27 protein-coding genes, 1 tRNA gene and 1 pseudogene are annotated in these 24931 nt (G+C 55.6%); 12 read left to right on the top strand and 17 right to left on the bottom strand.

Annotated features, from left to right (window positions below; genetic code table 11):
* Positions 1-927: a replication factor A gene (locus tag MW898_RS15010; protein ID WP_248908578.1), complete on the bottom strand. Its 927-nt coding sequence runs from the start codon at positions 925-927 to the stop codon at positions 1-3.
* A 195-nt stretch (positions 928-1122) separates the two neighbouring features.
* Between MW898_RS15010 and MW898_RS15015 the strand changes: the two genes are divergently transcribed.
* Entirely contained in the window at positions 1123-1407 is a 285-nt protein-coding gene (locus MW898_RS15015; protein WP_248908579.1) for a DUF7091 family protein, read from the top strand.
* A gap of 91 nt (positions 1408-1498) precedes the next feature.
* On the top strand, positions 1499-2488 hold the full coding sequence (locus MW898_RS15020; RefSeq protein ID WP_248908580.1) for a mannose-1-phosphate guanylyltransferase: 990 nt from the start codon (positions 1499-1501) through the stop codon (positions 2486-2488).
* Between the two features lie 14 nt (positions 2489-2502).
* On the opposite strand, the gene MW898_RS15025 is transcribed toward MW898_RS15020, so the two are convergent.
* Both MW898_RS15025 and MW898_RS15030 read right to left on the bottom strand, forming a co-directional pair.
* Positions 2503-2964 carry a Tfx family DNA-binding protein gene (locus MW898_RS15025; protein WP_248908581.1) on the bottom strand — a complete coding sequence of 154 codons (462 nt, stop codon included), beginning with the start codon at positions 2962-2964 and terminating at the stop codon, positions 2503-2505.
* A 3-nt stretch (positions 2965-2967) separates the two neighbouring features.
* A complete protein-coding gene (locus MW898_RS15030) occupies positions 2968-3447 on the bottom strand; it encodes a TRAM domain-containing protein (RefSeq protein ID WP_248908582.1) in 480 nt (159 codons plus the stop codon).
* A 312-nt stretch (positions 3448-3759) separates the two neighbouring features.
* On the opposite strand from MW898_RS15030, the gene MW898_RS15035 reads away from it, so the two are divergent.
* The 4 genes from MW898_RS15035 to MW898_RS15050 all read left to right on the top strand — a co-directional run bounded on the left by MW898_RS15035 (position 3760) and on the right by MW898_RS15050 (position 5266).
* A tRNA-Pro gene (locus tag MW898_RS15035) sits at positions 3760-3832 on the top strand.
* A 146-nt stretch (positions 3833-3978) separates the two neighbouring features.
* Entirely contained in the window at positions 3979-4596 is a 618-nt protein-coding gene (locus MW898_RS15040) for a molybdenum cofactor guanylyltransferase (RefSeq protein WP_248908583.1), read from the top strand.
* Positions 4597-4679: 83 nt separating this feature from the next.
* Positions 4680-5066: a Rid family detoxifying hydrolase gene (locus tag MW898_RS15045; protein WP_248908584.1), complete on the top strand. Its 387-nt coding sequence runs from the start codon at positions 4680-4682 to the stop codon at positions 5064-5066.
* Positions 5063-5266, top strand: a complete 204-nt coding sequence (locus MW898_RS15050) for a DUF7981 family protein (RefSeq protein ID WP_248908585.1) — start codon at positions 5063-5065, stop codon at positions 5264-5266. Before MW898_RS15045 ends, MW898_RS15050 begins: the two co-directional genes overlap by 4 nt.
* Positions 5267-5287: 21 nt before the next feature.
* Here the strand turns inward: MW898_RS15050 and MW898_RS15055 are convergent, their stop codons facing one another.
* The 3 genes and pseudogenes from MW898_RS15055 to MW898_RS15065 all read right to left on the bottom strand — a co-directional run bounded on the left by MW898_RS15055 (position 5288) and on the right by MW898_RS15065 (position 7696).
* Complete coding sequence (locus MW898_RS15055) at positions 5288-6040, bottom strand: acetoacetate decarboxylase family protein (RefSeq protein ID WP_248908586.1); 753 nt, start codon at positions 6038-6040, stop codon at positions 5288-5290.
* Between the two features lie 302 nt (positions 6041-6342).
* Positions 6343-6798: pseudogene (locus MW898_RS15060) on the bottom strand (TIGR00725 family protein).
* Between the two features lie 157 nt (positions 6799-6955).
* Positions 6956-7696: a beta-ketoacyl-ACP reductase gene (locus tag MW898_RS15065; RefSeq protein WP_248908587.1), complete on the bottom strand. Its 741-nt coding sequence runs from the start codon at positions 7694-7696 to the stop codon at positions 6956-6958.
* Between the two features lie 180 nt (positions 7697-7876).
* On the opposite strand from MW898_RS15065, the gene MW898_RS15070 reads away from it, so the two are divergent.
* Positions 7877-9130, top strand: coding sequence for an RNA-guided endonuclease InsQ/TnpB family protein (locus tag MW898_RS15070; RefSeq protein WP_248908588.1), 1254 nt, complete (start codon positions 7877-7879; stop codon positions 9128-9130).
* Positions 9131-9160: 30 nt separating this feature from the next.
* Here MW898_RS15070 and phaC read toward each other — a convergent pair whose 3' ends face one another.
* Genes phaC through MW898_RS15090 form a run of 4 tightly spaced genes read right to left on the bottom strand, consistent with a single transcriptional unit; the run spans position 9161 to position 12176 of the window.
* Entirely contained in the window at positions 9161-10660 is a 1500-nt protein-coding gene (gene phaC / locus MW898_RS15075) for a class III poly(R)-hydroxyalkanoic acid synthase subunit PhaC (protein WP_277999790.1), read from the bottom strand.
* A gap of 6 nt (positions 10661-10666) precedes the next feature.
* A complete protein-coding gene (locus tag MW898_RS15080; protein WP_248909782.1) occupies positions 10667-11212 on the bottom strand; it encodes a poly(R)-hydroxyalkanoic acid synthase subunit PhaE in 546 nt (181 codons plus the stop codon).
* 39 nt (positions 11213-11251) lie between these two features.
* Complete coding sequence (locus tag MW898_RS15085) at positions 11252-11869, bottom strand: hypothetical protein (RefSeq protein ID WP_248908589.1); 618 nt, start codon at positions 11867-11869, stop codon at positions 11252-11254.
* A complete protein-coding gene (locus tag MW898_RS15090; protein ID WP_248908590.1) occupies positions 11862-12176 on the bottom strand; it encodes an AbrB/MazE/SpoVT family DNA-binding domain-containing protein in 315 nt (104 codons plus the stop codon). Before MW898_RS15090 ends, MW898_RS15085 begins: the two co-directional genes overlap by 8 nt.
* 139 nt (positions 12177-12315) lie before the next feature.
* Here MW898_RS15090 and MW898_RS15095 point away from each other — a divergent pair, with 139 nt between their 5' ends.
* Entirely contained in the window at positions 12316-12915 is a 600-nt protein-coding gene (locus MW898_RS15095; RefSeq protein ID WP_248908591.1) for a MaoC family dehydratase, read from the top strand.
* 84 nt (positions 12916-12999) lie between these two features.
* On the opposite strand, the gene MW898_RS15100 is transcribed toward MW898_RS15095, so the two are convergent.
* The 3 genes from MW898_RS15100 to MW898_RS15110 form a co-directional block, all read right to left on the bottom strand.
* Positions 13000-13881 (bottom strand): alpha/beta fold hydrolase, encoded by an 882-nt coding sequence (locus MW898_RS15100; protein WP_248908592.1) that lies wholly within the window; start codon positions 13879-13881, stop codon positions 13000-13002.
* Positions 13882-13957: 76 nt separating this feature from the next.
* Positions 13958-14440 carry a KEOPS complex subunit Cgi121 gene (gene cgi121 / locus MW898_RS15105; protein WP_248908593.1) on the bottom strand — a complete coding sequence of 161 codons (483 nt, stop codon included), beginning with the start codon at positions 14438-14440 and terminating at the stop codon, positions 13958-13960.
* Positions 14440-16674, bottom strand: coding sequence for an ATP-dependent DNA helicase (locus MW898_RS15110; RefSeq protein ID WP_248908594.1), 2235 nt, complete (start codon positions 16672-16674; stop codon positions 14440-14442). Before MW898_RS15110 ends, cgi121 begins: the two co-directional genes overlap by 1 nt.
* Before the next feature lie 266 nt (positions 16675-16940).
* Here MW898_RS15110 and MW898_RS15115 point away from each other — a divergent pair, with 266 nt between their 5' ends.
* The gene (locus MW898_RS15115) at positions 16941-17186 is read left to right on the top strand and encodes a ferredoxin (protein ID WP_248908595.1); all 246 of its coding nucleotides are present in this window, start codon (positions 16941-16943) and stop codon (positions 17184-17186) included.
* A gap of 85 nt (positions 17187-17271) precedes the next feature.
* On the opposite strand, the gene MW898_RS15120 is transcribed toward MW898_RS15115, so the two are convergent.
* Complete coding sequence (locus tag MW898_RS15120; RefSeq protein ID WP_248908596.1) at positions 17272-18033, bottom strand: bacteriorhodopsin; 762 nt, start codon at positions 18031-18033, stop codon at positions 17272-17274.
* A 189-nt stretch (positions 18034-18222) separates the two neighbouring features.
* Between MW898_RS15120 and MW898_RS15125 the strand changes: the two genes are divergently transcribed.
* A complete protein-coding gene (locus MW898_RS15125; protein ID WP_248908597.1) occupies positions 18223-18945 on the top strand; it encodes a lycopene cyclase domain-containing protein in 723 nt (240 codons plus the stop codon).
* A 54-nt stretch (positions 18946-18999) separates the two neighbouring features.
* The gene (locus tag MW898_RS25665; RefSeq protein WP_264383066.1) at positions 19000-19134 is read left to right on the top strand and encodes a hypothetical protein; all 135 of its coding nucleotides are present in this window, start codon (positions 19000-19002) and stop codon (positions 19132-19134) included.
* A gap of 202 nt (positions 19135-19336) precedes the next feature.
* Here MW898_RS25665 and mdh read toward each other — a convergent pair whose 3' ends face one another.
* Positions 19337-20251, bottom strand: a complete 915-nt coding sequence (gene mdh / locus MW898_RS15130) for a malate dehydrogenase (protein ID WP_248908598.1) — start codon at positions 20249-20251, stop codon at positions 19337-19339.
* 241 nt (positions 20252-20492) lie between these two features.
* Between mdh and MW898_RS15135 the strand changes: the two genes are divergently transcribed.
* Positions 20493-21110 carry an Sjogren's syndrome/scleroderma autoantigen 1 family protein gene (locus tag MW898_RS15135; protein ID WP_248908599.1) on the top strand — a complete coding sequence of 206 codons (618 nt, stop codon included), beginning with the start codon at positions 20493-20495 and terminating at the stop codon, positions 21108-21110.
* A 685-nt stretch (positions 21111-21795) separates the two neighbouring features.
* Here MW898_RS15135 and pepF read toward each other — a convergent pair.
* Positions 21796-23583: an oligoendopeptidase F gene (gene pepF, locus MW898_RS15140; protein ID WP_248908600.1), complete on the bottom strand. Its 1788-nt coding sequence runs from the start codon at positions 23581-23583 to the stop codon at positions 21796-21798.
* A gap of 193 nt (positions 23584-23776) precedes the next feature.
* A complete protein-coding gene (locus MW898_RS15145; protein WP_248908601.1) occupies positions 23777-24787 on the bottom strand; it encodes a hypothetical protein in 1011 nt (336 codons plus the stop codon).
* Positions 24788-24931 lie beyond the last annotated feature (144 nt).

The following is a 24931-nucleotide window of genomic DNA, read 5'->3' on the forward strand; positions in this document are numbered from 1 at the left end:
TTAGATCGACCTCGCTTTGATGAGGGCTTCATCCGCATCGACTGACCCGAGGCGTTCGAACTCGTTAACGAGCACGTATCGACCGAGGGTTGGACCGCGAACGCGGTAGTATCTTCCAAGTGTCGTCGCTTTCATTTCGTCTGCCACAACACTCGTATCGAGCGCATCCATCGCCATCTCTTTGGCTTCTTCGAGACTGACGCCAGTCAGTTCTTCAGTCACTTCCTGCCCGAAGACCAGTTCTTGTACGTTCGCGCCATCGTCGAGGACGCCCTTGATTCGGAGATCGAATTCGCCTTCGACCTCGCCGTGTTCCGAGCAGCGACCGTTCTGGAGAACGCGTGTACAATCCTCCTCTGGACACCGTTTGATGAGACCACTCCCGCGTTGAATGTCCACGAGTGCGCCCTCGACCTCGATGCTGTTGTCGCCGACCTCGATCTCCGCATCGAGCTGTTCAATATCCGTCGTCCGGTTGAGTTTTACCGAATACTGGCCCTCGTACTCGTCGGTGACGACGTTTCCGAGGCGATAGACCGCTCCCTCCTCCAGCAGTGGGAGATCACTCGTGGCGAACGATACGAATTTGCTCTGTCCGGATTCGTCACCGAGCAGTCCGACCTGTGCGATAGCGTCGCTGCGGGGTTCCCAAAGATCGACGACTTTTGCACGAACATCGATCCACTCTCCATCGGTGTCGATCTCAGCGAGCGGCTTCAGTTCGTTGTCGCCGCCGCTCAAGTTCTCTCGCTCCATCCCTGCCTCTTCGAGATAGCTACTCACGAGGCTCCGGTGTGCCTCCTCGGGAGGAACCTTGTATTCGGAAACGAGTGTGTCGAGTCGCTCTTCGATCTCATCGACATCAACATCGAGGTGGTCAGAAAACTGCGCGTGTACCGATTCCGCTTGCTGTCGTAAATCAGTCATTGCACTCCGTCTCCGCTTGTTTTCAATGGGAGACATACGTAGGTTGGCTCTCCATAGCATAAAAACTGTCGCAAGCGCAGTGAAAGTGAATAATGATAGTATGTAAAAATAGTGGTATTTCGATGTATTTCGGGAGACTCATCGTGATGTTCACGATGGCGACGATTTTTATCAATGCCGAACTAACTCGTCGGCATGAGTAACAGGCGTCGGCTCGAACTGCTGCTTCGAACGAAATTCAGGTCGGCTGGACGACAGTGCGAGGAAGCGATGCGAGCCTACAGCGCCTCGAAAAACGCGACGATTTCGGGTCTCCCGATCGACAGAGAGGGGAAAGCGCGCATTGTTTGTCGTCGCTACGCAGAAAAACGTTCGGTCGACCTCGATGACCGCGGGCGACCGCACTGTTTTGATCCCGATCATCAGGACTGTCGGGGCTGTGTCGAGGACATCAACGATGGACGAATAGAAACGTGGTAAGGCTGTCAGTTGCGGCTGGGTAACGTACAGACAGCTCGCTCTCTCATCCACAGTCGGAGATGATTTGTTCAGCCGAGAAGAACCGTCCGATATGGAGATCGCAGTTATTCTCGCTGGCGGCGTTGGAACGCGCCTCTATCCTGCGAGTTCAGCCGATCGACCCAAACAGTTTCTTTCGTTCGACGAGAGCGGACGTTCCTTGCTTTCACGGACTGTCGAGCGCGTCGAGAAAATCGTTGATACGGTGTACGTCCTTACGCGCCCCGAGTACGCAGATCAAATCCCAGAGCACGCACCTCATGCGACAGTGTTGACCGAACCCGAAGGGAAAGACACCGGGCCGGCCCTCGTCTACGCCGCCCACCGCATCCACGAACGAGAGGATGATCCAGTGTTGCTGTGCGTGCCGAGCGATCACCACGTTGATCGCTCGTTCGCTTCGATCGCAGAGCGCGCACTGCGAGTCGCACGTGAGACCGACCAACTCGTGACGCTCGGCATCGAACCGACGCGCGCAGCCACCGAATACGGCTACATCAAACCTGGCGAGGATCACGGCGAATACTACGATGTTGCCGGTTTTTACGAAAAACCCGATCCGGGAGCCGCAGCGCGGTACATTTACAATGACTTCTACTGGAATGCGGGCGTGTTCTCGTGGACGCCCACATCACTCCTTGAGGAAGCCCGCGAAACCGAGCTTGCGCCGCTCGTTGCGGCACTCGATGTGGGCGAGGAACAGCGAGGATTCGCCGCTATCGACTCGGTGAGTATTGATTACGCGATACTGGAGGAAACAGATGAGATAGCCATGGTGCCCGCAGAGATGACCTGGGACGACCTCGGATCGTGGGATGCCCTCCAGCGAGTGCACGAGACAGACGAAGACGGAAACGTCACGACTGGAGACGTGCTCACCATCGACGCGGAGGACTGCGTTATCGCTGCCGATGAGACGAGTCACATCAGCGCTGTTGGCGTCTCAAATCTCACCATCGCAGCCTACGATGGGCGTGTACTGGTCGTTCCGAACACAGATACCCAGCGCGTGCGCGATGTCGTCGAACAGTTGCGCGAATAATTTGGCTGTACAAATCAGGACGATCGGACACGGACCTGCCCATCACTCGTGATTCCGATGAGCAGCTCGCAGCACACTTCTCGCTCACGAATAGCGTCTCCTGCGCTATCGCGGACGAGCGCCATGAGTTCCGGTGCAGCGTAGTTCACCTTCAAACCAGCCTCGTCACAGGCTGAGTAGATCGTCGAAGGAACATCGTACAGATCGCTCCCGGTTTCGATTGTCACCTGTACTGGAGCCTCGATCGCTTCGACGAAGGCGACCGTTTCGCGGGCTTTGTCCACATTCTCGCGGGCGCTTGACTCGATGTTAGAAACGTTCGCGCGCGACGTACCAAGCCGATCAGCGATTTCTGCCTGTGAAATGTCCTGCTCGCGGAGACAAAGAATTTCGGCCTGCCGGTAGGTGAGTACGCTTCGATCGGTATCGAACCCGACACGCTCGAAGAGGGAACTGTCGTCGGGTCGGTCGGTCATCAGCTACGAGCCCCAGAAGTTGTCTCGACTCCCAAGTCGCTGTCTACCGAGCGGCTGCTCTTCAGTATCCTCCTCGCGTCCTGCAGCAGTATCTCCCTCACCACCGTTTCCACCCTCATCCGTGTCCTCGTCTTCGTCCTCGTCCTCGTCCAGCGGGAGGCGTTCGAGTTCTTCGCCACGAGCGTGGTTCGAGTGGACCGTCGTGATCTTCACTCTCGCTCGAGCGTCGGGAAGTATCCCATCGACGAGAACGATGAATCCGTCCTCGGTCCGACCAACACCGGCACCACTCTCGTGGATATCAGTCACTTCGACCACAATCTCCTCGCCACGTTTGACGGGCTGGGACTTCAGTTCACGGATGGGCTGATGATAGTGATTACACCACTCCGCCCCCCCGCGTTCACTGAAATGATGACACCCCATTCCCTCAATACGTTCTGTATAACTGGGGCATTCGTCCGCGAGTGGACAATCCGGCATACGAGTACAAACACGCGTGGCGTCTAAATCGTTACGACACACCATTTTACTCGTATAACACTCTCTTCTGCCGGTTTCAATCAATAATATAATTTTTCTAGTAGTATCTCATAGTGAAAACTGCGCTATGTGTGTTCCCGCATGTTTGGCGATAGTCAAGAATTCGCTGTCTATCTGTGGCTGGTCCTGTGTACGGTACGACACGAAAAGAGCGACCGATCCGAGTGAACAAGCAGTTTGGGTGAGTTCGTCTATCAACATCATCGGACGAAAACGAAACGATTAGGTTACTGGTCGACAAAAACGTATCACGGGGCTGTGGGTTAGTCTGGTATACTTGCGGCCTTGGGTGCCGTTGACCTCGGTTCAAATCCGAGCAGCCCCATACTGTTCCGTTGTATCTCAGTAATTCTATCGTAGTCTACTCTACTATTAGCTCGGCAACTATACTACGCTATACTATACTATGCTATGCTGTTGGCGGGTCGTTCGGCACGTTTGGTTTTTCTTCGATCCACTCTATGTACAACCATGCACAGCGGCCTCATCGTCGCAGGCGGCCGTTCGACTCGATTCGGTGACAGCGACGATGATAAGTCAGTCGTCGATGTCGCTGGTGTTCCGATGATTCGACGAGTTGCAGACCGCCTCGGGCCAGTCATCGACGAACTCGTAATCAACTGTCGGGAAGAACAAATCGAATCGATTCGGGACGTACTGGCTGGATACGGTTCTCCCCTGCGGTTCGCTCCAGATGAGACACCCGACGTTGGTCCGGTAGGTGGAATGGCAACAGGATTGCGAGCGGTCGAACACGAATACGCGTTCGTCACTGCCTGCGATATGCCGCTTATCGACAGCGCGTTCGTCGCGTATCTCTTCGATCAGGCGGTCGGTCACGATGCGGCCGTGCCACAGCTCGACGATCGATGGCTCCAAACGATGCATGCCGTCTATCGTGCACAAGAGATGGCAGACGCTTGTGAGATGGCACTACACACAGGAGCGCGACGGACCGTCGCGCCGCTGTCCGATCTCGATTACATCATCGTCGATGAAGATGCGGTGTGCGAACACAGCAGTCTCGATACGTTCAAGAACGTCAACACACGCGAAGAGCTCGAACAGGCCGTTGAGCGACTTCGCTGACCGGCGGTCGGTTCGTGCACACCGGACGAGAACTGGCCGCGGACGAAGAGAGGATTTATGATTCTGGCAAGGCTGCGCCGTGTATGAAGCGCGTGATCAGCACAGACGATGCTCCTGCAGCAGTCGGCGCGTACAGCCAGTCGACCACGAACGGAGAGCTTCTGTTCAGCGCGGGGCAGATCCCGCTCACTCCGGACGGGGAACTGCTCGATGATGCTCCAATCGCCGAACAGACTCGCCAATCGCTCGACAACGTTGGCGCGATCCTCGATGCCGCCGGCGCGGGTTTTGAGGACATACTCAAAGTGACGGTGTTTCTCGCTGACATCGACGACTTCGAGGAGATGAACGAGACGTATGCGAGTTACTTCGAATCCGAGCCGCCAGCCCGCAGCGCTGTTCAAGCCGGTGCACTCCCAAAGGGTGTCGAGGTCGAGGTCGAAGTCGTTGCCGACGTGAGCGACGAGTGAGAGGGCGCACGAAGGCGAGCCTCCTTTGGGGCGTCATCGCCGCACTCTCATTTCTTGTCCTCATCCAAGCCTACCACCTGTTTGGAGAGGAACGAGTCACGCTCAGTGTGATGATTGGCGTTGCTGTCGTCGTCGGAGTTGTGTCGGGCGTGTTCACATACGTCGTTGAAGGATGGCTTGCCTCGCGTGCACAACAATGAGTCCGGGGCATTGGGTCATGACTACTCAGAGTGGATCGGTTTGCCGGGATGAACGACGAACGTCCCCCTCCCGTAGCACCGAATAAGTGCTCGCTCACCGATGTCGAATGTTTTGAGCGACCCCCAGTCTCCGAGTGTGTACGATGCTCGCTTACTAGGTAGCCGCATTCCCAACTCACCATCGAACGATAGCGGCTCTCGAATGACGGTTCCGTCTAGTACGGTGTAGCTTTCGGTCGTCGCAGAAACCGAGAAATCGAACTCCGGTGGTTGATCAATTTCGAGCGTGATGAACTGTTCGCCGTCGATCGCTACGCGTATGCGCCGACGTTGACCACTCTCTGTTAGCTCAATGTCGCCAACAACCTTCGGATATCCCCACACCTCGTCACCAAGTGCCCGTGACGGTTCGGTCGTGACCGGCAGCGAGTGGACGTAGCCACCCACACCACCAGGGAGCCTCGATAGGATGGGGGTTGCTCTGGACGACGGGCGGGTTGCCGGAATGAGAACACCAAACTCGTCGTACGGCTCAAGCGATCCATCGTCGACGCTGTGGTATCTGACAAAGAGAAACGTCACCGCAGCTCGTTTGCGTCCTACGCGCACTGGCGAAAGACACGACGGAAGAAGCGCACGAACGGGATCGAGAGCGGCTGAAAAGACCACACTCATCATCGTTACGTCCGTGGACAGCGGAAGCGTTACCGTCTGTCCAGTCGAGAGTGTAACCTGCTCCTCGACGCTTTCCTCACCGTCGTCTGCCAGTCCCATACGCCACGTATCTTGTCTGAAATGTATAATTCTTTGTTGTCTGATGTTCGAATAGAGCGTTGATTTGATCACGCGCTGTTCGCAGGCGTGACTGTCAAAGCGTGAGGGAGGCGGTGAAATTACCGTGGACGCGCCGCAGATCTCGTTCCTCAAACGGGAAACCATTTCCAAAATAACGATTGTACTCATGTAGCGCGTCGTTTCCTCGTAGACGCAGTTTAACGAGAGCGAACAACACATCTTGATGCTTCGGAAGCCCTCTGTCAATGAATTAATATATTGTGCAAAATCGGGGGTACCAATCAGACACGTCGTTCAACCGATGCAACCGCTTCCTCAGGAGTTTCGACCGACTCGAATCCCGTCAGTTCCGCGAGATCGTGCGTGTCGATCCCGGCGACAGGACGGTCATAATCGAGCGCATGTCCGATTTCGGAGAGTGTACCAGTCGCACCATCGATAGCGATGACCGCATCACTGTTCAAGACCACGAGCACGTTCCGTGCGTTTCCCATCCCCGTAGTGATGACCGTCTCGACGTACTCGTTTGCCCCATCGCGGTCGGTTCCCGGAAGAATACCGATGGTATGCCCACCAGCGTCCGATCCACCACGACACGCCGCCTCCATCACGCCCCCCAATCCACCACAGACAATCTCGTGACCGCGCGTTGCGAGGAGTCGACCGACCGCCCGAGCGGTTTCTTACTCCGTCTCAGTATCCGTGATTCGACCACCGCCAATAACTGCGATCCTCATGCTGTTATAACAAATTCCGGCTCACCCATCCTCACAGTTTCCCTCCGTTCTCACAGCATCGTTGTGTTTACAGTCCAAGCTCCCGAGCGGAGATACTCGATTGCGATGAACTGTCGCTGGATGTACGATGAAAAACGAGCTCCGTTTGAGGGGGTCGTTACCACTCCATACCGCCGTTGACAGCGAGAATTTGGCCGGTCATATAACGGGATTCAGGACTTGCGAGGAAGCGAACGATACCGGTAACGTCCGCAACTTCGGCGAATCGATTGAGCGGGATGCGCTCTATGATGCGTTCTTGGACGTGTTCGGGGACTTTATCGAGCATGTCGGTTCGGACAAAGCCGGGAGCGACACAGTTGGCAGTTGAGCTAGATCGAGCCATTTCCAACGCAAGCGTGCGCGTAAAGCCGAACAGTCCACTCTTGGTAGTCGCGTAGTTCGCTTGCCCATAGTTTCCTTGCTGGCCCACCACCGACGAAATGTTGATCAGACGACCATTCTCGGCTTTGAGTAAATCATCGAACAGGCAGTGTGTGCAGTTGAAGACACCCCCGAGGTTGATCTCCATGACACGCTTCCAGTCCTCACGCGTCATATTTACGAACTTCTTATCGATAGTGATACCAGCGTTGTTCACAAGCACGTCAACGCTCCCGAAGGTGTCGTGGACCTGTTCGCACATCGCATCTACGTCGTCGTAGTCGGCGACGTTCCCTTGACAAGTAATAGCACTCCCGCCGGACGCCTCGATCGCATCGACGACCGCGTACGCTTCGGATTCCGAAGACCGATAGTTGACGACCACATCCGCACCGTGTTTGCCGAATTCTTCGGCAATGCCCTTCCCAATGCCCCGTGATGCACCAGTCACTACGCATGTTTGATCGTCAAGCATGAATAGAAATTATGTACCTAAATACAAAGATATACCGACGGTCGAAAATTCAACTAAACGGCAGCGCGGAGTCCCATTCCTCAAGCGCGAGCGAACGCGAGCGGTAGGGAGGAGAGGAGCGCGTTCGTACAGCTCGGCATTCCCACTATCTGTAAATAGCCACGAGGTTACATTGAATGTGTGGTAGACGACTACGTGCGTCGGACGGCAATCACCCGCCTCTCGGTTGACGGCGAGCAACGCGATTTGCTCGAAGACACCATCACCGAGTGGAAACGGGGATGCCAAATCGCCACAGAACTCGCGTGGGGACGTTGCAATGCCAAGAGTGACGTCCAACCCCTCGCCTACGACTCTGTGCGCGAAGATACCGACCTCGGTAGTCAGCACGCGATTCTCGCCACCCACCAAGCCGCACAAGCCATCACCGGCTGTATCGAACGCCGGTCGAAAGGCAAGAAGGTCAGCAAACCGACGTTCACCGCGCCGACTGTGAAGTACGATACGCGGACGATGACACTGTTCGATGACGCTACCGTGTCCCTCTCTACAACGGAGAGCCGGGTTCGGTGTCCGCTCGACCTTCCCGACGCCGACGATGGCTACCAGCGTCAGTATCTCGACTCGGACGAATGGAGTGTTACGGAAAGTACGCTCACCGCCCGAGACGGCGAGTTCTTCTTGCATATCGGCTTCCGCCGGTACAAGAACGATACCGAACGGAATACCGCCGAGGACGGAACGGTTCTCGGGGTTGACCTCGGGATTGAAAACCTCGCCGTCACCAGCACCGCCTCCTTCTTCAGCGGGCGGGAGCTAACCCACCGACTCCGCGAGTTCAAGAAGGCACGCGCTGGCCTGCAACAGACCGGGACGCGAAGCGCCCACCGGACCCTCGTACAGTCGAGTGGTCGGGAACTTCGTTACGTCCGCGACGTACTACACCGAGCGTCGAACGCGCTGCTAGACGAAGCACTTCGCTACGACTGCGACGTGATCGCGTTCGAGAACCTCACCCACATCCGCGACCGGACCGGCGCGTCGTGGGGGCACAAGTGGGCGTTCCGAACGCTGTACGAGCAAGTGGAGTACAAAGCCGAAGCGGTCGGAATCTCGGTGAAGCAAGTCGGGTCGGCGTACACGTCGAAGCGGTGTTCCGAGTGTGGATTCACGGCAGACAAGAATCGCTCGTCTCGTAACGACTTCCAATGCGTGAAATGCGGGTCGGAAGCGAACGCGGACTACAACGCGGCGAAGAACATCGGTATGCGGTACGTCCGTCGAGGCCAACAGTCGTCTCGGCGGACGGGCGACAGTCAGCTCGCCCTCAAGTCTGGAACGGTGACGCCGAAGAGCGGATTCACCGCCTACCCTGACGGGTTCGAGGCCGAGTTCACGGACAAGCCCCACCCTCAAAGCGCCGAAGGCGCTTAGGGTGGGGTAGTTGACGACAGTAATACACTCTCAGATCTGGTCAAGCCAGCTCTCGGCGCGTGTGGTGCTGACTTGCGCGGTTTCGGCAACCGTGTCAGTTGTGGTCGTTGCAAGATCATCGACCGTCTCGATGCCAGCCTCGCGCAGACGCATCGCGTACGTCGGACCGATGCCATCAACTGACTCGACATCGGCAGTTAGTTCTGATTTGTTTGGCGTGTGGCTGTCGTCACCGATCTCGCTGTCGCTGTTCTCATCGCCAGACCCGGTGTCAACACCGGTCGTGGAGTCCCGGACCGCAACACCGCTGTCCTCTCCGTTGGTAGCTTCGGAACCGCTCGCTCCCGTACGAGATGATTCGAACGCGTCATCATCATCATTCTCGACAGTGTCGGACGATCGTTCGTGGAACCAGTCGGCCACCTCCGGCCAAACTTCCTCGTGGCTGCTACTGGAAACAGAGAGTCCGATGTGGCCGGTCGGATATTCGATGGTTCGTACATCCTCGCTGCCGATCGCGTCGTTGAACGGTTTCGACGACTCCGACGGAATGAGATGATCGTACTCTCCCACGATCTGGAGGAGTGGCATATCGATCTCGCGGAGATCGACGTGCTTGTCTCCGATATACATCTCGTTTTTGTACAGTTTATTTTCCTGGTATATGTCCTGAAGGAACTGGACGTAGGTTTCACCTGCCACGTCAATACCGTCAGAAAGCCAGCGTTCCATTCTGGCAAAATTCTTAACGAAATCTTCGTTTTCGAGATTGTCGTAGAGTCGGACGTACTTGCTGATGAAGTTCGAGATGGGATCCATCAGTGCGAATCCGACGTCCAGCATCTCTGCAGGCACGTTGCCGAAGGTTTCGGTCAGATCGTTCGGGTCGTAATACTCCTCATCACCCCACAGTTCGAGGATACCACCAGTGTCCTCGAAACAGAGACCGGCCGCCATCAATCCGAGCGCGTTGACTTTCTCGGGATGGAGTGCAGCGTACATCGCTGACATCGTCCCACCCATACAGTAGCCGAGGATGTTAATCGAATCCCGCCCAGATCGACGACAGATCTCCTTGACGCAGTTTTGAATGTATCGGTTGACGTAATCATCGAGTGTTAGAACCGAATCGAGACGCGAGGGTTCGTTCCAGTCGATGAGGTACACATCGTGGCCTTCCTCCAACAGGCGTCTGACGACGCTTCTGTCGGGCTGCAAATCGAGAATGAACGGCTTATTGATAAGCGCGTAGATGATGAGAATAGGGACATCGTTCTGTTCACTCGTTTGCGACTCGTAGTGGAGTAGTTCGAGTTTATTCTCGGTGTAAACGACTTCGCTTGGAGTCTGACCTACTTCAACAGACGCAGTCTGATCGAGTCGCTCCGCGACGACCGGAAGCTTAGAAAGAGACTCAGAGGTCTCGTTGAGGACCTCGCGCTGGGTGTTGAGCGCCAGCGTAAACGGATTCATCAGCGACGGGGAGTAGTTGATATCATCCTTGCGTTTGCGTTGACTATTAGGTGCCATGATCGTTCATTCGAGTTGCTCTATGATTCGATCGAGCTTCTCTTCGACCCGATGCTGTCGTCGTTCGAGTTCGACGAGGCGCTGTGCAACTTCGTCAACCTCCTCCCGGGTCGGGAGTCCAAGCTGTGCGAGCGTCTCCTGACTGATCTCTTCTGTCTGCTGTTGGATTTCCATCATCGTTTCAACAACATCACCGGTCGCAGCAGCGAACGCCGAGGTGCCCATCACTTCTTTGAACGCCTCGTTTGCGGTGCGCAACCAGATATCGCGGAATTCGGTGATGGAGACGTCTTCGCCCTCCGCGGCGTCGACAGTGCGCTCGAACATCTCGTCAGCAGCGTTCATCCAAACGCTGTAAGCGCGGTTGTACGCCTCGAAGCTCTCAGTCATCATCTCCTCGTCCGGCATCGACTGCTCCATCGTGTCCGCCCACGACTCCATAAATTTCGCTTGGGTCTCCATGTTCTGCTCGACCGACTTTGTCATCGTCTCGTTCATCTGTTCGATCGCCCGGTTCCAGTGCTCTAATACGTCCTCTCCCGTGTCACTCATTGCCATCGGTTTCTAAATAGTAGGAGGGTGAATGAAAGTTTATGCGTCCTCGAGCTTGATTGCTCGTTCCTGCAACGCTTCGAACTGTTCTACCTGCTCCTCGAAACGCTCTTGGAACAGTTCAGCTTGCTCCTCGAAACGCTCTTGGAACTGTTTTGACTGTGCATCCATATCAGACTGCAGCTCTTCGATCTGCAGTCTGACCTGTTCAAATGTGTCAACAGTCTGGTATTCCATATCCTCGTGCGCATCGAGGAGTAGCTCTGTCTGCGAGGAAAGTACCCGAAGGTACTCCTCCATCATCTCGTCGTAGGTGTCGATGCCCTTCTCGAATTCATCTTCAGCCACATCGAACGATTCTCTGTGGGCATCAAGCAGCGCGTCGTACTGTTCATCGATCATCGCACGGACTTCGTTGACAGGGCCGGTCAGTCCGGGAACCGTTGCTTCGACCGTGTTGAGATACGTATGCAGCGTTTTACGCGATAGCTCGACACCCTGTCGCTGCGCGTCCTCCTGTGAACCCATACTCCCGACGAACGCATGGGTCATGTTCTGTTGCATCTCGATCGATCGCTCGAACATCTGCCGTCCTTGCTCGATCGTGCTGCGCTGCAGTTCGAACGCCGTGCTGATAGGTGTCGTGTACTCACTCATTGGTCTCACCAGTGTGATTGCGTTTGACCGGGACGACGATTGTTTGAACGATGTCACCTTCGTCGATGTCGAGGGCTTCGCGTTCAGCATCGGGGATGCTGATGCGTCCACCGCTTTGCACCCTCGTTTTGAACATCGCTGTTTGGCTCAATGCTCCCAGCTGGGAGCTGAATCCCGACGGATCGGCCAGCCCGAGCATCTGTCGGATCATCTTTTGTTGATTATCGATCGCTTGTTCGCTGGCCTGTTGTACCCCCCGAGTGAACGCAGTCGGAGGCCACATGGGACCGTCGTTCTCGTTTGACATCGCCTATTACCACTGAACACCTTTTGAGACTTAAGAATTGCGCTCATCACCATTCAATACCATTCAATACCATAACGTTTGTCAACTCCTCGGGAGGAACCGACAGTTTTTAAACCTCGACCGATAAGTATAGGCGTTCATGAGCTCCGGGTCATACCCGTCCATTTTTCGAGCGTGGACGCGGTCGTCGTCCCTCTTGTTCAATAGTTTGATCGAGGCGAACCGGGCCGCTGTCGCTACGTTTGGTGTTTCCGCTGATCAAGAAACACCAACCGAAGAGCGAATCACGCCCAACGCTACCCTCGAAGAATGGAATACCAAACGTTCTATCCGCGAAGATGGAACGCTCTCAGTCGATGACTCAATCCAGTTTTCGAAGACGCTTTCCGAGATGGATGTCGTACGCTTTGCGACAGCCAGCGGTGATACTAATCCACTCCATCTCGATGCAGAGAAGGCGAAAGAGACACGCTTCGAAGGCCAAATTGTCCACGGGATCCTCGCTTCTGGGTTGATCAGCGCCGCGCTCGCTCGACTCCCGGGCGACGTCATCTACCTATCACAGGACGTAGAGTTCCTGCGACCGATCCCGATCGGAGAGTATACCAGCGCTTACGTCGAGGTTGCAGAGAACCTTGGAGGCAACCGTTACCGTCTCATCACGCAAGTTCTCACCGACGACGAGCAGATCGCCATCGACGGCGAAGCAACCATTCTTATCGACGAATCGCCGAACTGATCGCGTCGCTTTTTCGTGGTCCACAAGAGATCGAGTGACAATGCAAACACACTCGCACGTCGACCAATTCGTCGAGTGTCAGTTTCACTCAATGAATTCGGTCACAATGCTGTTGAACGTGTTTGGCCGTTCGCGTGGTGTCCAGTGACCACAGCCGTCGATGAGTTCGAGATTGGCCTCTGGACTGTCCCGTGCTGCCCGGACTGACCAGTTCGATGGCAAGAGCGGATCGGCTGTACCGTGAACGAACAGCGTCGGTACAGTGAGATTTGGGAGTCGTGGAACGTGATTCGTTTTCAAGCCATCAAAGCGGAATTCGCTCCGTTGCCAACTCGTCTGCGCTCGTCCAGCGCCCGGCAGCTGTACGATTCGATAGATATCTTCGACAAGATCATCCGGCACGGTGTCTCCGACGAGTCCTTGGAGACTCCTTCGAACTGCTGTGCGCGTATCCGTCGCTGTTCTCCAGAGCAGCCGACCAGTCCCCGGCAACCGGAGTGCAAGACTCGCAGGGGCCCGCCACAGTGCGTCTCCACCAAGACCGTAGCTGTTCACGAGAACGAGCTTTCGAACCGTTTCGGGCGCATCGAGCGCGTGCCCGAGGGCGACACATCCCCCCATCGACGTTCCCACCAGATCGACATTGTCTCCAGCAAGTGTATCGAGAAACCGTTCGAACACCTCCCGGTAGAACGACGTCGTGTACTGAACATCGGGATTCTCGCTCTTCCCGTGTCCGGGGAAATCGAACGAAATGACCCGCCGATTCTCAGCGGTTGGTGGGATGAAATGACGAAACGACACCCGCGCCGCGTCGAGACCGATACCATGCAACAGGACGAGCGGCGGCTCCGCGGTGTCTCGTGTTCCTGTCTCGTAGTACTGTATCTCAACGGTTTGTTGTGGTCGTTTTCCCGTCCCCTCGACAGTGAGCGATACCCGACCTGAATCAGCGGTCACACTCATTGATTCACCATTTAGTCTCGACGCGTATTGCTCACCCGGTCACAGCGTCGCCGAAGTTTCACTGAGTCGTCAGCAGTTATTTCTCGACATCAAGCAGCGCAACTCGTTCGCGGACGAGATCCGAAAGCGTTGCGTCCGTCGCTGCGATCTCTGCATCGCTGATATCGAAGTACGATCGCACCCGAGATTCGTCGTACGCACCGAGTGTCGCCGCCGGTTCGAGCATCGACCGAACCGGTTCGACAGCGCGCTCGTCACCGTCAACCAACACGACGATCTCCGTTTCGCCTTCGCTAACGCCCAATTCGAGCGCCTGATCGATCTGCCTTCGTCCGGCTGCGTACAGTAATATTTCCACTCCTCGCTCGCGCGCGATGTTTGCTCCTCGCTCGATGGCTCGATCCGCAAGCGCGAGTGCCCGTTCGAGATGCGCCCGATCGACCACATAGCGGGCGTCAAACGCCTGCACGGTCGTTTCGTACTCGGATTCAATCTCTCCAAGCTGTGCGATGAATGCGTCTACGTCGTCGATGGTCGCCCGACCTTCGAGTAGTTGCATCAGAAATCACCGAGTCTCGACTGATCCTCTTGTGCTCGTGGGGTCTCTGGTTCGGGTCGTGCCTGTTCGTCCGCACGAACACCGTCCATCGAAGGGTCGGTGTGACCGACGTGTTTGAGGATAGTTTCTGCCGTTTTCGTCCGACCACGGAGCGCACCGAGCACAACGCTCTTTTCGGCCTCGCGGAGGTCTGCTCGCGTCTCGATGCCCGCATCATACAGCCTTCGGGCGCGCTTTCTCCCGACGCCACGGACGTCAGCAAGATCGATGAGTTCATCGCTGACACCGTGTTGAACGCGCTTTCGCGCCTCGTGGACCGCTGGCGCGACTTCGATATCCAACTCGCCAGCGAGTCGCTCCGTTGCGCCAAGGAGCCACTCGGCGGTGTCGACCTTGCCACGGATATCGCCCGGCCCAACGCCGTAGCGATCCGTAATGCGGTCCTCGTCCTCCTCGCTCGCCCAATCTTCGAGGAGACGGGCCGTTTTCAGCGCCGAAAGCCACTCCTCGAAACGGCCTTCTTCGAACTCGCTCGGCATCGCTCCGAGAAACTCCGTCTCGCGCTCGTACGCCGTCATCGTGTACTCCTCACGGTCGCCAGAGCGCAGATACAGCTCGTACATATCCGGCGTTCGACAGACAAGATGATACAGCCCGAACGCCGTCGGCTCGCTTGCCCCACGGAGCCCATCGACGATCTCCGCTGCGCTCATCGGATCGAGATACAGCCGCGAGACTGTGTGGCCGAGGCTCGTAGCGATGAGTTGCTCGCCCGTCTGTTCGAGAAATTCGTTCGTGACGAGATACGCGATCACGTCATCAGTCACTCGTTCGAGACGCCCTCGTTCATTCGTCTGTGTGGCGTACAGCGTTCGATCGAGGAACGTCAACAGCTCCTCACGCGAATCCGCAACGCCCGAGGCGACGGTAGCGAGAATGTGCGTCCGGAGTGCTGGTTCAGCCGCAAGCTTCGAACGGACCGCTTCGGGTTCGGCCCACACGTACTCCTCGAAAAGTTCGTCCAACTCGTCGTGGCTGTTCGCCAGCAGTAATGCCTCACCGTATGGATCGAGTCCTGGCCTGCCCGCCCGCCCGAACATCTGGTGAACTTCGAGTACCGATAGCGGGGCCATACCGCCGACAGAGCCGTCATAGCGTCGCCAGTCGCGCACGACTACGCGCCGCGACGGTGTGTTCACACCGGCCGCAAGCGTCGGTGTCGCTACGACAACCTTGACGAGTCGATCGCGGAAGGCGTCCTCGATGAGCGTCCTGTTGTCTCTCGCCAAGCCTGCGTGGTGAAACGCTGCCCCACGCTCGACAACGTGCGCAAGATCCGAGCTCGTCTCCGTGTCGCTCACGTTCCTGATCTCCTCAGCGACAGCTTCCAACCCTTCTTCTTCCGCTCCGGTGAGAGCATCGTTCGTCACGCTTGCGAGGCGCTTTGCCGCTCCTTCGGCGTTGCGTCGGGAGTTAACGAACACGAGCGTCGAGCCGTCGTCATCGAGCGTCTCTCTGACGATGGCCGCCGTTGGCTTTTCGCCGCGCTTGACCGAGAGTTCCGTCTGTTCTCCGTCATCGAAATGAAGCGCTTGTCCGTAGTGAACACCCGTCCGGAGATCAATGGGTCGCCAGTCAGAGTCAATGAGTGCTGCATCGAGCCACTCGGCCACCTCATCCGCATTGCCGACCGTCGCCGACAGCGCCACGATTTGGACGTTTGGGTTGTGCCGTCTGAGTTTTGCAAGCGTCACTTCGAGCGTCGGTCCGCGGTTCGAATCGTCAACGAGGTGTACCTCGTCCGAAACGACACACGAGAGATCGTCGATCCACGGCGCATCGTTGCGCACGAGCGAATCGACCTTCTCACTCGTGGCCACGATGATGTCACACTTTGCAAGCCACTCGCCGCTCGATTCGTAGTTCCCAGTCGAGACGCCGATCGAGACACCGTACTCCTCGTACTGCTCGAATTCGCGGTGCTTCTCGCTTGCGAGTGCCCGCAGTGGGACAATATACAGCGCCTTGCCTCCACGAGCAACGCTGGAAATCATCGCCAACTCAGCGATGAGCGTCTTTCCGCTTGCGGTCGGCACACTCGCAACGACGTTTTCGCCCTCAGTTACGCCCGCTTCGACTGCGTTCGCCTGTGGTGGATAGAGTTCCTTGACACCCGCACTGTGGAGATGCCCCGGCATCCAGTCCGGCACTCCCGGCAGCGATTCGACATCCATTACGGACTACTTCGTGCTTTCTCGGGTTTAACTGCTGTGCAGGGCGCTTCATCAGTTAGTTTCGTGTTGTGCGCATTCGACGCGTTCAAGCAGAAGACGGAGCTCGAAAACGAGGAACAGACCGAACGATCTGGAAATTGTGGCGCGAGGAAGAATAGTAGATAGTGAGAGCAGTAGACGATGTCAGACGTATTATTCGTGACAGCGGTAGGATCAGACAATTCTGGCCCGACAGCCATTTGATAGCCGTTCTCGAAACACGACACATGAAGATCGAATTCGATCGTGACACGTGCATTGGAATGTTCCAGTGCGTCGCCGAGTGGGATGGATTCGAGCGGGACGAAAACGCTGGAAAAGCCATCCTCGTAGACAGCGAAGAAGAGCAACCGGACACGTTCGTCCGCGAAATACCAGCGGACGCAGAACTCGATGCGAAGTTCGCTGCCCGCGTCTGTCCCGTCGATGCCATCACCGTCTACGACGACGACGGAGAGCAGATAATCCCATAAACTGTCACAGGATACTCGGTACTCACGCACGGCGTGAAAGTTGCAGTGTATCACCAGTCTCGGCTCTCGAAATCGGAGAAGATACTCAGTTCAGAAGCGTTGGTGTTCGCGTCCCCGTCGTTTGTTCGCGGATGGTATCGCTTCGAAGGAGGAGCGCACCGACTCCGATTTTCGCGAGGAGGTCGACAACGAGGTACGCAAACAGCGTGACAGTCGGAGCGATAACGTTGATCACGTGGCCGAGCAGCCAGATCGTTGGATAGAGCGCCCAGAGGACGATAACGATGTTCCGGAGCATGCTGAACAGCATCGCCACCTCCGTTGACTGTTTGGCAGCCTCTCGTGAGAGCGGGCGGACTAACAACCCGAGCACACCGAGGTAGGCGACAACACTCGCGCCCCACAGTACGAAACGGAAAGTCTCGCTATCGAGCCCAGCCATCCCTCTCGTCGTGATTACGGTGACAAGTCCGAACAGAATCATCGAAGCGTCGAAGCCGACGAGAATAATGATCATCCGGCGCGTCCCTTCCGCGAGCAGCGCGAGTGCGAGTAATATCAGCGGCGTCGTGAGCAACCAATCCACGTAATGTATCCAATAGATCGTTTGCGTTTGACCGCCGTCGGCCACAGTCATGACACCGTAGCCGAGCGTCATCGCAAGATACGCGACAGCTGCGATGGCTGAGACAGCAACGGTAATGATGTAGTATCTTCTCGCTTTCGGATTCTGTTCTCCCCACCCAGTTCCGACGAAATACGTCGTTCCAAACACCATACCGATCGTCCCGAGCAGTAACCAGACGCGGCCGCTATCGATGGCTCCTGCCTGTAGCAACACTGCCATCGAACTGGATATCGAGGGTGCCAGACTTATATTTGACTCTATCAGTGTTAGCATCGATGCGTACGCAGTTACCACACTGACAGTGGATATACCCCACGAGATGCTCCTCAGCGCAGTGTCCCCACCTGAACCGAACAACCCGTTCAACCGACGCTTTGTTGTTGCTCGGTCTCGCTCTCCGAGTGACTCATGACGATCTCGTACCTGTCGTTCGATTTCCTCGTTTTTCTCATTCCAATCGTAGTGCTTGCGCTCGTGAATCGATCCTCACTCTCAGCGAGGCGGTTGTCGGTGTTCGGATCGCTGATTGTGCTCACCGTGGTGTACGCTACGCCATGGGACAACTACCTGGTCTCTCGTGGGGTCTGGACGTACGGTTCCGGAGTGGTTTACTTCCGGCTCGGGCACGTGCCACTCGGAGAGTATGCTATATTCATTCTTCAGCCACTGCTGATCGGACTCTGGTTCACTCACCTCGATCCGAATATCGAAGCCAGTGTTGGAACCGCTCCGTTCCCGTCGCGTCCTGTTGGGTCGGGCGTCGGATTCGCCCTCGCGCTCGCAGGCGGTGCGCTTCTCACGATCGAATCCGGGTATTATCTCGGTGCGCTTCTCATCTGGATCACACCTATTCTTGGTCTCGAATGGGCGTTCGGCGGACCTGCACTCTGGCGCTACCGGCGCGTACAACTCTCTGCGCTGGCTCTTCCAACCCTCTATTTCTGGCTCGCCGACGCGGCCGCTATCCATCTCGGTGTCTGGACAGTTGCAGAAAAAACCGCACTTGGTCTCGCTGTTGCTGGTCTCCCGATCGAGGAACTCGTGTTTTTCGCACTCACAAATCTGCTTCTCGTTCACGGACTCGTACTGATACACTGGACCGATGCACGAATTGACGCCAGCACGAGCTAATCGATGACCTCCAGAATTATATTCTCCGCCGTGTATCTGGCACGATGAGTGCTTATGGACGCGCACTCGCCACAACACCTCTCCGAATGGGCCGAACTCACTGGTGCGACGCTCCCTGATGAGTACGAAAAACGCGATTACAAATTCGACTGCGATTACGATTGTGACAGAGAATTTCAGAACCGATAGCGAGAACCAAACCGAGAGATAACTGTTGACGCGAAGGGTGCGGACCAACACAATGACACACACACACACACATAGAACCATATAAATAATTTCGAATATAGTAAGAGTCACTTCCTTCATCGTGCGTACATCTGATGAACTCGGCACTCATCCGAGCCGATGGACGACGAAACGACGAAGTCAGAGCGTAGCAGGAAGAAACTTACGCGACTTTGTTGTACTGATCGGACAGCTTCTCTGCTGCGTCAGCGAACTGCGCTTTCTCTTGTTCGGATAAGTCCCACTCGACGACTTCCTCGACGCCATTGCGCCCAAGTTTCACAGGAACGCCGAGACCGACTCCGCTGTGGCCGTATTCGCCATCAAGCACGACCGAACCAGGTAGCACTTCACCCGTGTCTCTAAGCACAGCTTCGACCATGTGTCCGACGCCGGTCGCTGGGCCCCATTCCGTCGCGCCCTTGCGCTCGATGACGTTCATCGCACTCTCCTGCAGATCTCCGAGGATCCGTTCTTTCTCGGCGTCTGTGAACGACGGATCACGCCCGTTCACACGAACCTTCGAGAAAACAGGAACCTGCGAGTCGCCGTGTTCTCCGAGGATCGTCGCCTCGACGTTCGAGACCGGTGCGTCGAACTCATTCGAGAGGACGTACCGGAAGCGCGCGCTATCGAGACGACCTCCAAACCCGATCACCTGCTCGCGCAAGCGGTCACCCGTTTCGTAGAGGTGTCGGTTCAACAGATCGACTGGGTTCGACGTGGTAATCGTCACGAAGTCGTCGTTGTGTGCTGCAAGCGAGGACCCGATATCATCCATGATCGATGCATTGTCCCCTGCAAGGTCAAGACGAGTCTGTCCCGGTTCACGCGGTTTGCCAGCCGTAATAACGACCACGTCAGATCCGGCGGTGTCTTCGTAGGTGCCCTGTCGAACGACCGTGTTCGCGTCGTACGCAACACCGTGGTTCACGTCTGCGGCCTGCCCAACCGCAACGTCCTCCATATCCGGAATATCGACGAACACAACCTCATCAACGATGTCACGGAGCGCGATGTTGTACCCGGCCGCCGCACCGACCGTTCCTGCTGCCCCCACTACGCTTACTTTTACCATACCACAGATCGTCTCACGATTCGGTTAAGCGCTTCGAAATTACCCATTTATGAGATGGTAACGAATTCGTAGAAAAACGCTGACAGCGTTCTTATGCCTGTTGTTTGTGGTTACCGAAAGAATCGAAATCGGATGTTATAGAATACGACGTTTCATATTCAGACAAAAACGATGATTCGCACTCACGGTTCCTGCAGAACCTGTCGCAGTCCTTTTTGAGGTCGATCACTTCCAGTCGAACATGAGTGACTTCGATAAGGAAGCCGAACGCGAAAAGCTCAGAAAGCAGTTCGAGGAAGACGAGAAGAAACGAAAGTCCACAGAACGGATGAGCGAACTCCTCCTTCAGGGAGCGACAATGACCAACAAACACTGTGATGTCTGTGGCAATCCGCTGTTCCGACAGCAAGGTCAGGAGTTCTGTCCAACCTGCCAGACACAGGGCACAGACGTCCGAGAGCAGCCACCAGCAGAACAGCAACAACCCGACGAGACGACTCAAGCCGAATCGACGACAAGCATCGAAATCGAAGAGCAGACGGCAAATACGTCTGAAACGACACCCGCTGAGCCGATCGACGAAAACAACATATCAGACCCATCTTCTCAATCACGGACGCCACAGACACCGTCGCCGTCGCCGTCGCCGGAGTCTCACAGAACCGCATCTCCCTCTGAATCTGCCTCATCCACTCGGACGACAGATCTCACTGAGGCGCGTCGGTCACTCGTCCGAACTGTTACGAATTTTGCAAAGCAGGCTGAAGCCGCAGACGAACTCAGTCGTGCTCAGATGCTCCTCACAGCAACCAAGGACGCAGCCGAGGCACTCGAAGCAGTCAACCGAGCTGAGGAGTAGAACAGCCATCTGCTACTGACAGGCTCAGACAGCCGTGTGGCCGATTAGTCGCTACTTTTGTCTCTTGCACGCTGTTCACGGCTCATAGACATACAATCCATAGAGCAAATACTAGAAATAAAGAAAGATATATACAGACTCAATTCTAATTTGTTACTGTGACGGGGGGACTGCGTGTGTGTCACGAGTGTGGGAGTGCCAATCTTGAGGATTATGACGAGGACCGGTGGAGATGCAAAGAGTGCAATATGCTCGTTTATAAATAAATCAATCGTATTGCGAAATAAATTATAAGACATATGATTTATCATACGTCATGAACACGATTTCTACAATGGGATCTGATACCGTAGTGCTGGTGGTGAGAACAGATATCGGCGACGAGATACGATATTCCATGCAGATATCTGAGTGGGAGGATCTCAAAAATGAATCTCCATCGATGTTTTGCTGTGCTACGTGTAACGTCCTCTCGGGTCCCAATCGACCATATCCTGGCGCACGGTGTAAATGTCCGTCGTGCGATAAGCGCATGGCGCGCGTGAAATACATATTTCGGGATGAAGAATAGCGGTATCAGGTTTTATCGACAGCAAAATTCGAGTAATTCAAAGATGTCGAACAGTCTCATCGGAATCGCTCGATGAGATCCCCCCCATCAATTCGCCGATCCACCCTAACGCGCTCAGATGAGTTGTTCGAACTCCTCGATGTACTCCTCGTACGTTGAAAAGGCGGATTTCACCGGTGCAGGTCGTGCCATATCGACGCCAGTCTCTCGCAGGAGATCGAGTGGGTACGCCCGCGAGCCAGACTGGAGGAACTGCAGATACTTGTCAGTATCTGTGTCGTGGTTGAGAAGCTGATTGACGAGCGCGACAGCTGCACTGATTCCCGTCGCGTACTGATAGACGTAGAACGCGCGGTAGAAGTGCGGAATACGCATCCACTCTCGGGTGATCCGCTCGTCTACGACAGCCGGTTCGTAGTACGTTCGCTTCAGATCGCCGTACAGCTCGTCGAGTCGGTCGGGAGTGAGTGCGCCACCGTCTTCGACGATCTCGTGTGTGTGGTGTTCGAACTCGGCGAACATCGTCTGTCGCACGAGCGTCGATCTGAACCGCTCTAAGTACTCATCGAGCACATGCCGTCTGAATCGTTCGTCTTCGACTGTTTCGAGCAAGTGGTGAGTGAGTAGCGTTTCGTTGACCGTGCTCGCAACCTCGGCAACGAACGTCTCGTAGTTCCCGTAGATGTACGGCTGTGCTTCGCTTGTCAACTGAGTGTGTAGCGAGTGTCCCAACTCGTGAGCCAGCGTGAACAACGACGAGATATCATCCTGATAGTTCATCAGGATGAACGGCTGCGTATCGTACGTTCCACTGCTGTACGCACCGGAACGCTTTCCAACGTTTTCGTAGACATCAACCCACCGCGAGTCGAGTCCTGCTGCGAGTCGAGATTGGTACTCCTCTCCGAGTGGCGCAACCGCCTCGGTCACGTATTCTGTCGCCTGTTCGTAGGGAACCTCTGGACTTTCACCCTCGGTGAGCGGCGTGTAGACGTCCCACATCTGCAGTTCATCGACACCAAGCGCGTTTCGCTTCAGTTCGGCGTGCCGGTGGAGAACATCGAGATTTTCGTTGACGGTTTCGATGAGGCTATCGTACACAGCGGGAGGGATGTTGGCGCTGTCAAGGGCAGCCGCGCGTGCCGTCTCGTAGTGGTGTGCTCTGGCCGACTTCACATCGGCAGTGACGCTGTTTTTGTAGGCCGTCCCGACCGCATTGCGAATCGTCTCCCACTCGTCGTAGAACGCCTCGTACACCGTTTGGCGAAACGCACGATCCGAGTTCTTCTGAAGCGTCGTAAAATTAGAGAGGGTAATACGAACCGGTTCGCCATTGGGATCATCGACGGCCGGAAACTCCATGTCCGCGTTCGTCAGCATGGTGTACACTTCGCCCGCCGCACCGGTCACCTCACTGAGATCAGCGAGTAGCGTCTCGACCTCGGCAGAACGGGTGTGGGGTTTCATCCGGAGTACGTCATCGAAGTAGTGTTCGTACTGTTCGAGATCCGGCTCTGCCTCGATCATGTCGTCGAGTTCTTCACGAGTGAGCGATTGAAGATCAGGTTCAATGAATCCTGCTGCACTCCCTGCACTCGAAGCGAGTGATTGTGCCCGGGTCGAGAGGGCTTGATAGCGCTGCTCGCGAGTATCTTCATCGCTTCGCATCCGAGCGTATGCAGAGACGTTCGCAACAGTTCGCATCATCTCCTCTGCGAGTTTGAGTACATCGAGAAGTGTTTCGGGATCGTTAGTTGTGTCACCCTCGTAGGATTCGAGCTCTTCGATGAGTGACTCAGCCTCTGTGTAGGCGGTCTCCCACTCGTCGCTGTCTGTGAAAATATCGTCAATGTCCCACTTATACTGCTCGTCTATTTCCCCCCGTTCAGGAACTGAACTCATGCGTGAACGTTCGTCCGTCGTCTGTTAAACGCATCGCCAATCTCTGGAGTAATGAGGTCGATCCACTGTTTCAGTAATCGCTGCCGAGAGAGCAGTCGCTCTCGTAGTAGCAGCAAAAATAAAGAAGTTATTACCATCATTAATAAAAATAGTCAGTGCGTCAAACGCCGTGATTTCTGGTGTTTGGGTGCCGCTATCGCCGTCGAAGGATGGCGATGAGAGCAGCAGCCAGTGCAAACACCGTGAGACCGATGCCGAATCCAGGACCGGTCGCTTCAGTTTGGTTCGACGAGCCACCAGAGTCGGTGGAGGTCGTTCCCATCTCGGTTGATGTGTCCATCTGACCATCACCGTTCGACCCACCTGCACCAGAGTCGGTCATTTGGTTACCGGTTTGGCCACACGTTCCTTTTTGGATCATGACTGGCTCGTAGAGGTTAAGCGCGTGTGCTTCACCATCACCAGATCGGACGATCCAACGCTGGACTTGATTCGAGGTCTCGTCGCCTTCCCACTCAGGGTCAGGGTACGAGGCCGATTCCCTGTTGAATCGCGGAACGATTTTCACTTCTGAGTTCCACGCGTTAGGGTTAGCTTGGTAGACACCACCGTCAGAGCGTCCACCAGCCCACGACCACGACGCTGTGGCCACGGATTCGTTGAACGTGAAGGTATCATTCGATCCCGCGTAGCCATCGTCTTTGACGGTCCAGCCACCGGTTACTGGCAGTCCGTGCATCTCAAGCGTGACCGCGCCACCACCAGACGAGGCGTTGCCAGTAAACCGATCGTGAAGGAATACGAGGCTCAGCCCACCGTTCCCTTTGTACAGGAACATCTGGCTGGTGTCCTCGACCTGAAGATCAGTCGTTCCGCGCGAGCTGTATCCACTTCCCTCACCTCGATAGTTGTAGAACGATACTACGTTGTCTGTGTCATTTCCGAGTGGCGAGACCGTATAACAGTTGTTACCCTGTGTAACAGCGAACTGCTCCGCTGCGCCCCCGTTCCCGGACGTGTTATTCCCGGATTGGGTTCCTTGCTGTGCATTTACGCTGGCGACAGTGCCCATAGCCACGGAGCCGACAACAATGAGCACCATGGCAACAGTGGCAGCTGTCCCGAGTCGTCCAGCAATACTACTATTCAAACGCTCGTACAACCCTTTCGTGCTACTCGAATTGGTCGACCTTTTCATTGTCACCAGTAACTGACCGATAAAAACTGCCATATATGTAAGTATGATTGGGTTTATGCCAGTAAAGGATCAATTAACGTGGTTCCGTTTGGGGGCAAATATCGACGAATAATCGTATACAGAGGCTATATTCGACAATCAGCATCTTCT

Origin of the sequence: Halocatena marina (genome assembly GCF_023276375.1) — an archaeon.
Classification (GTDB): Archaea; Halobacteriota; Halobacteria; order Halobacteriales; family Haloarculaceae; genus Halocatena; species Halocatena marina.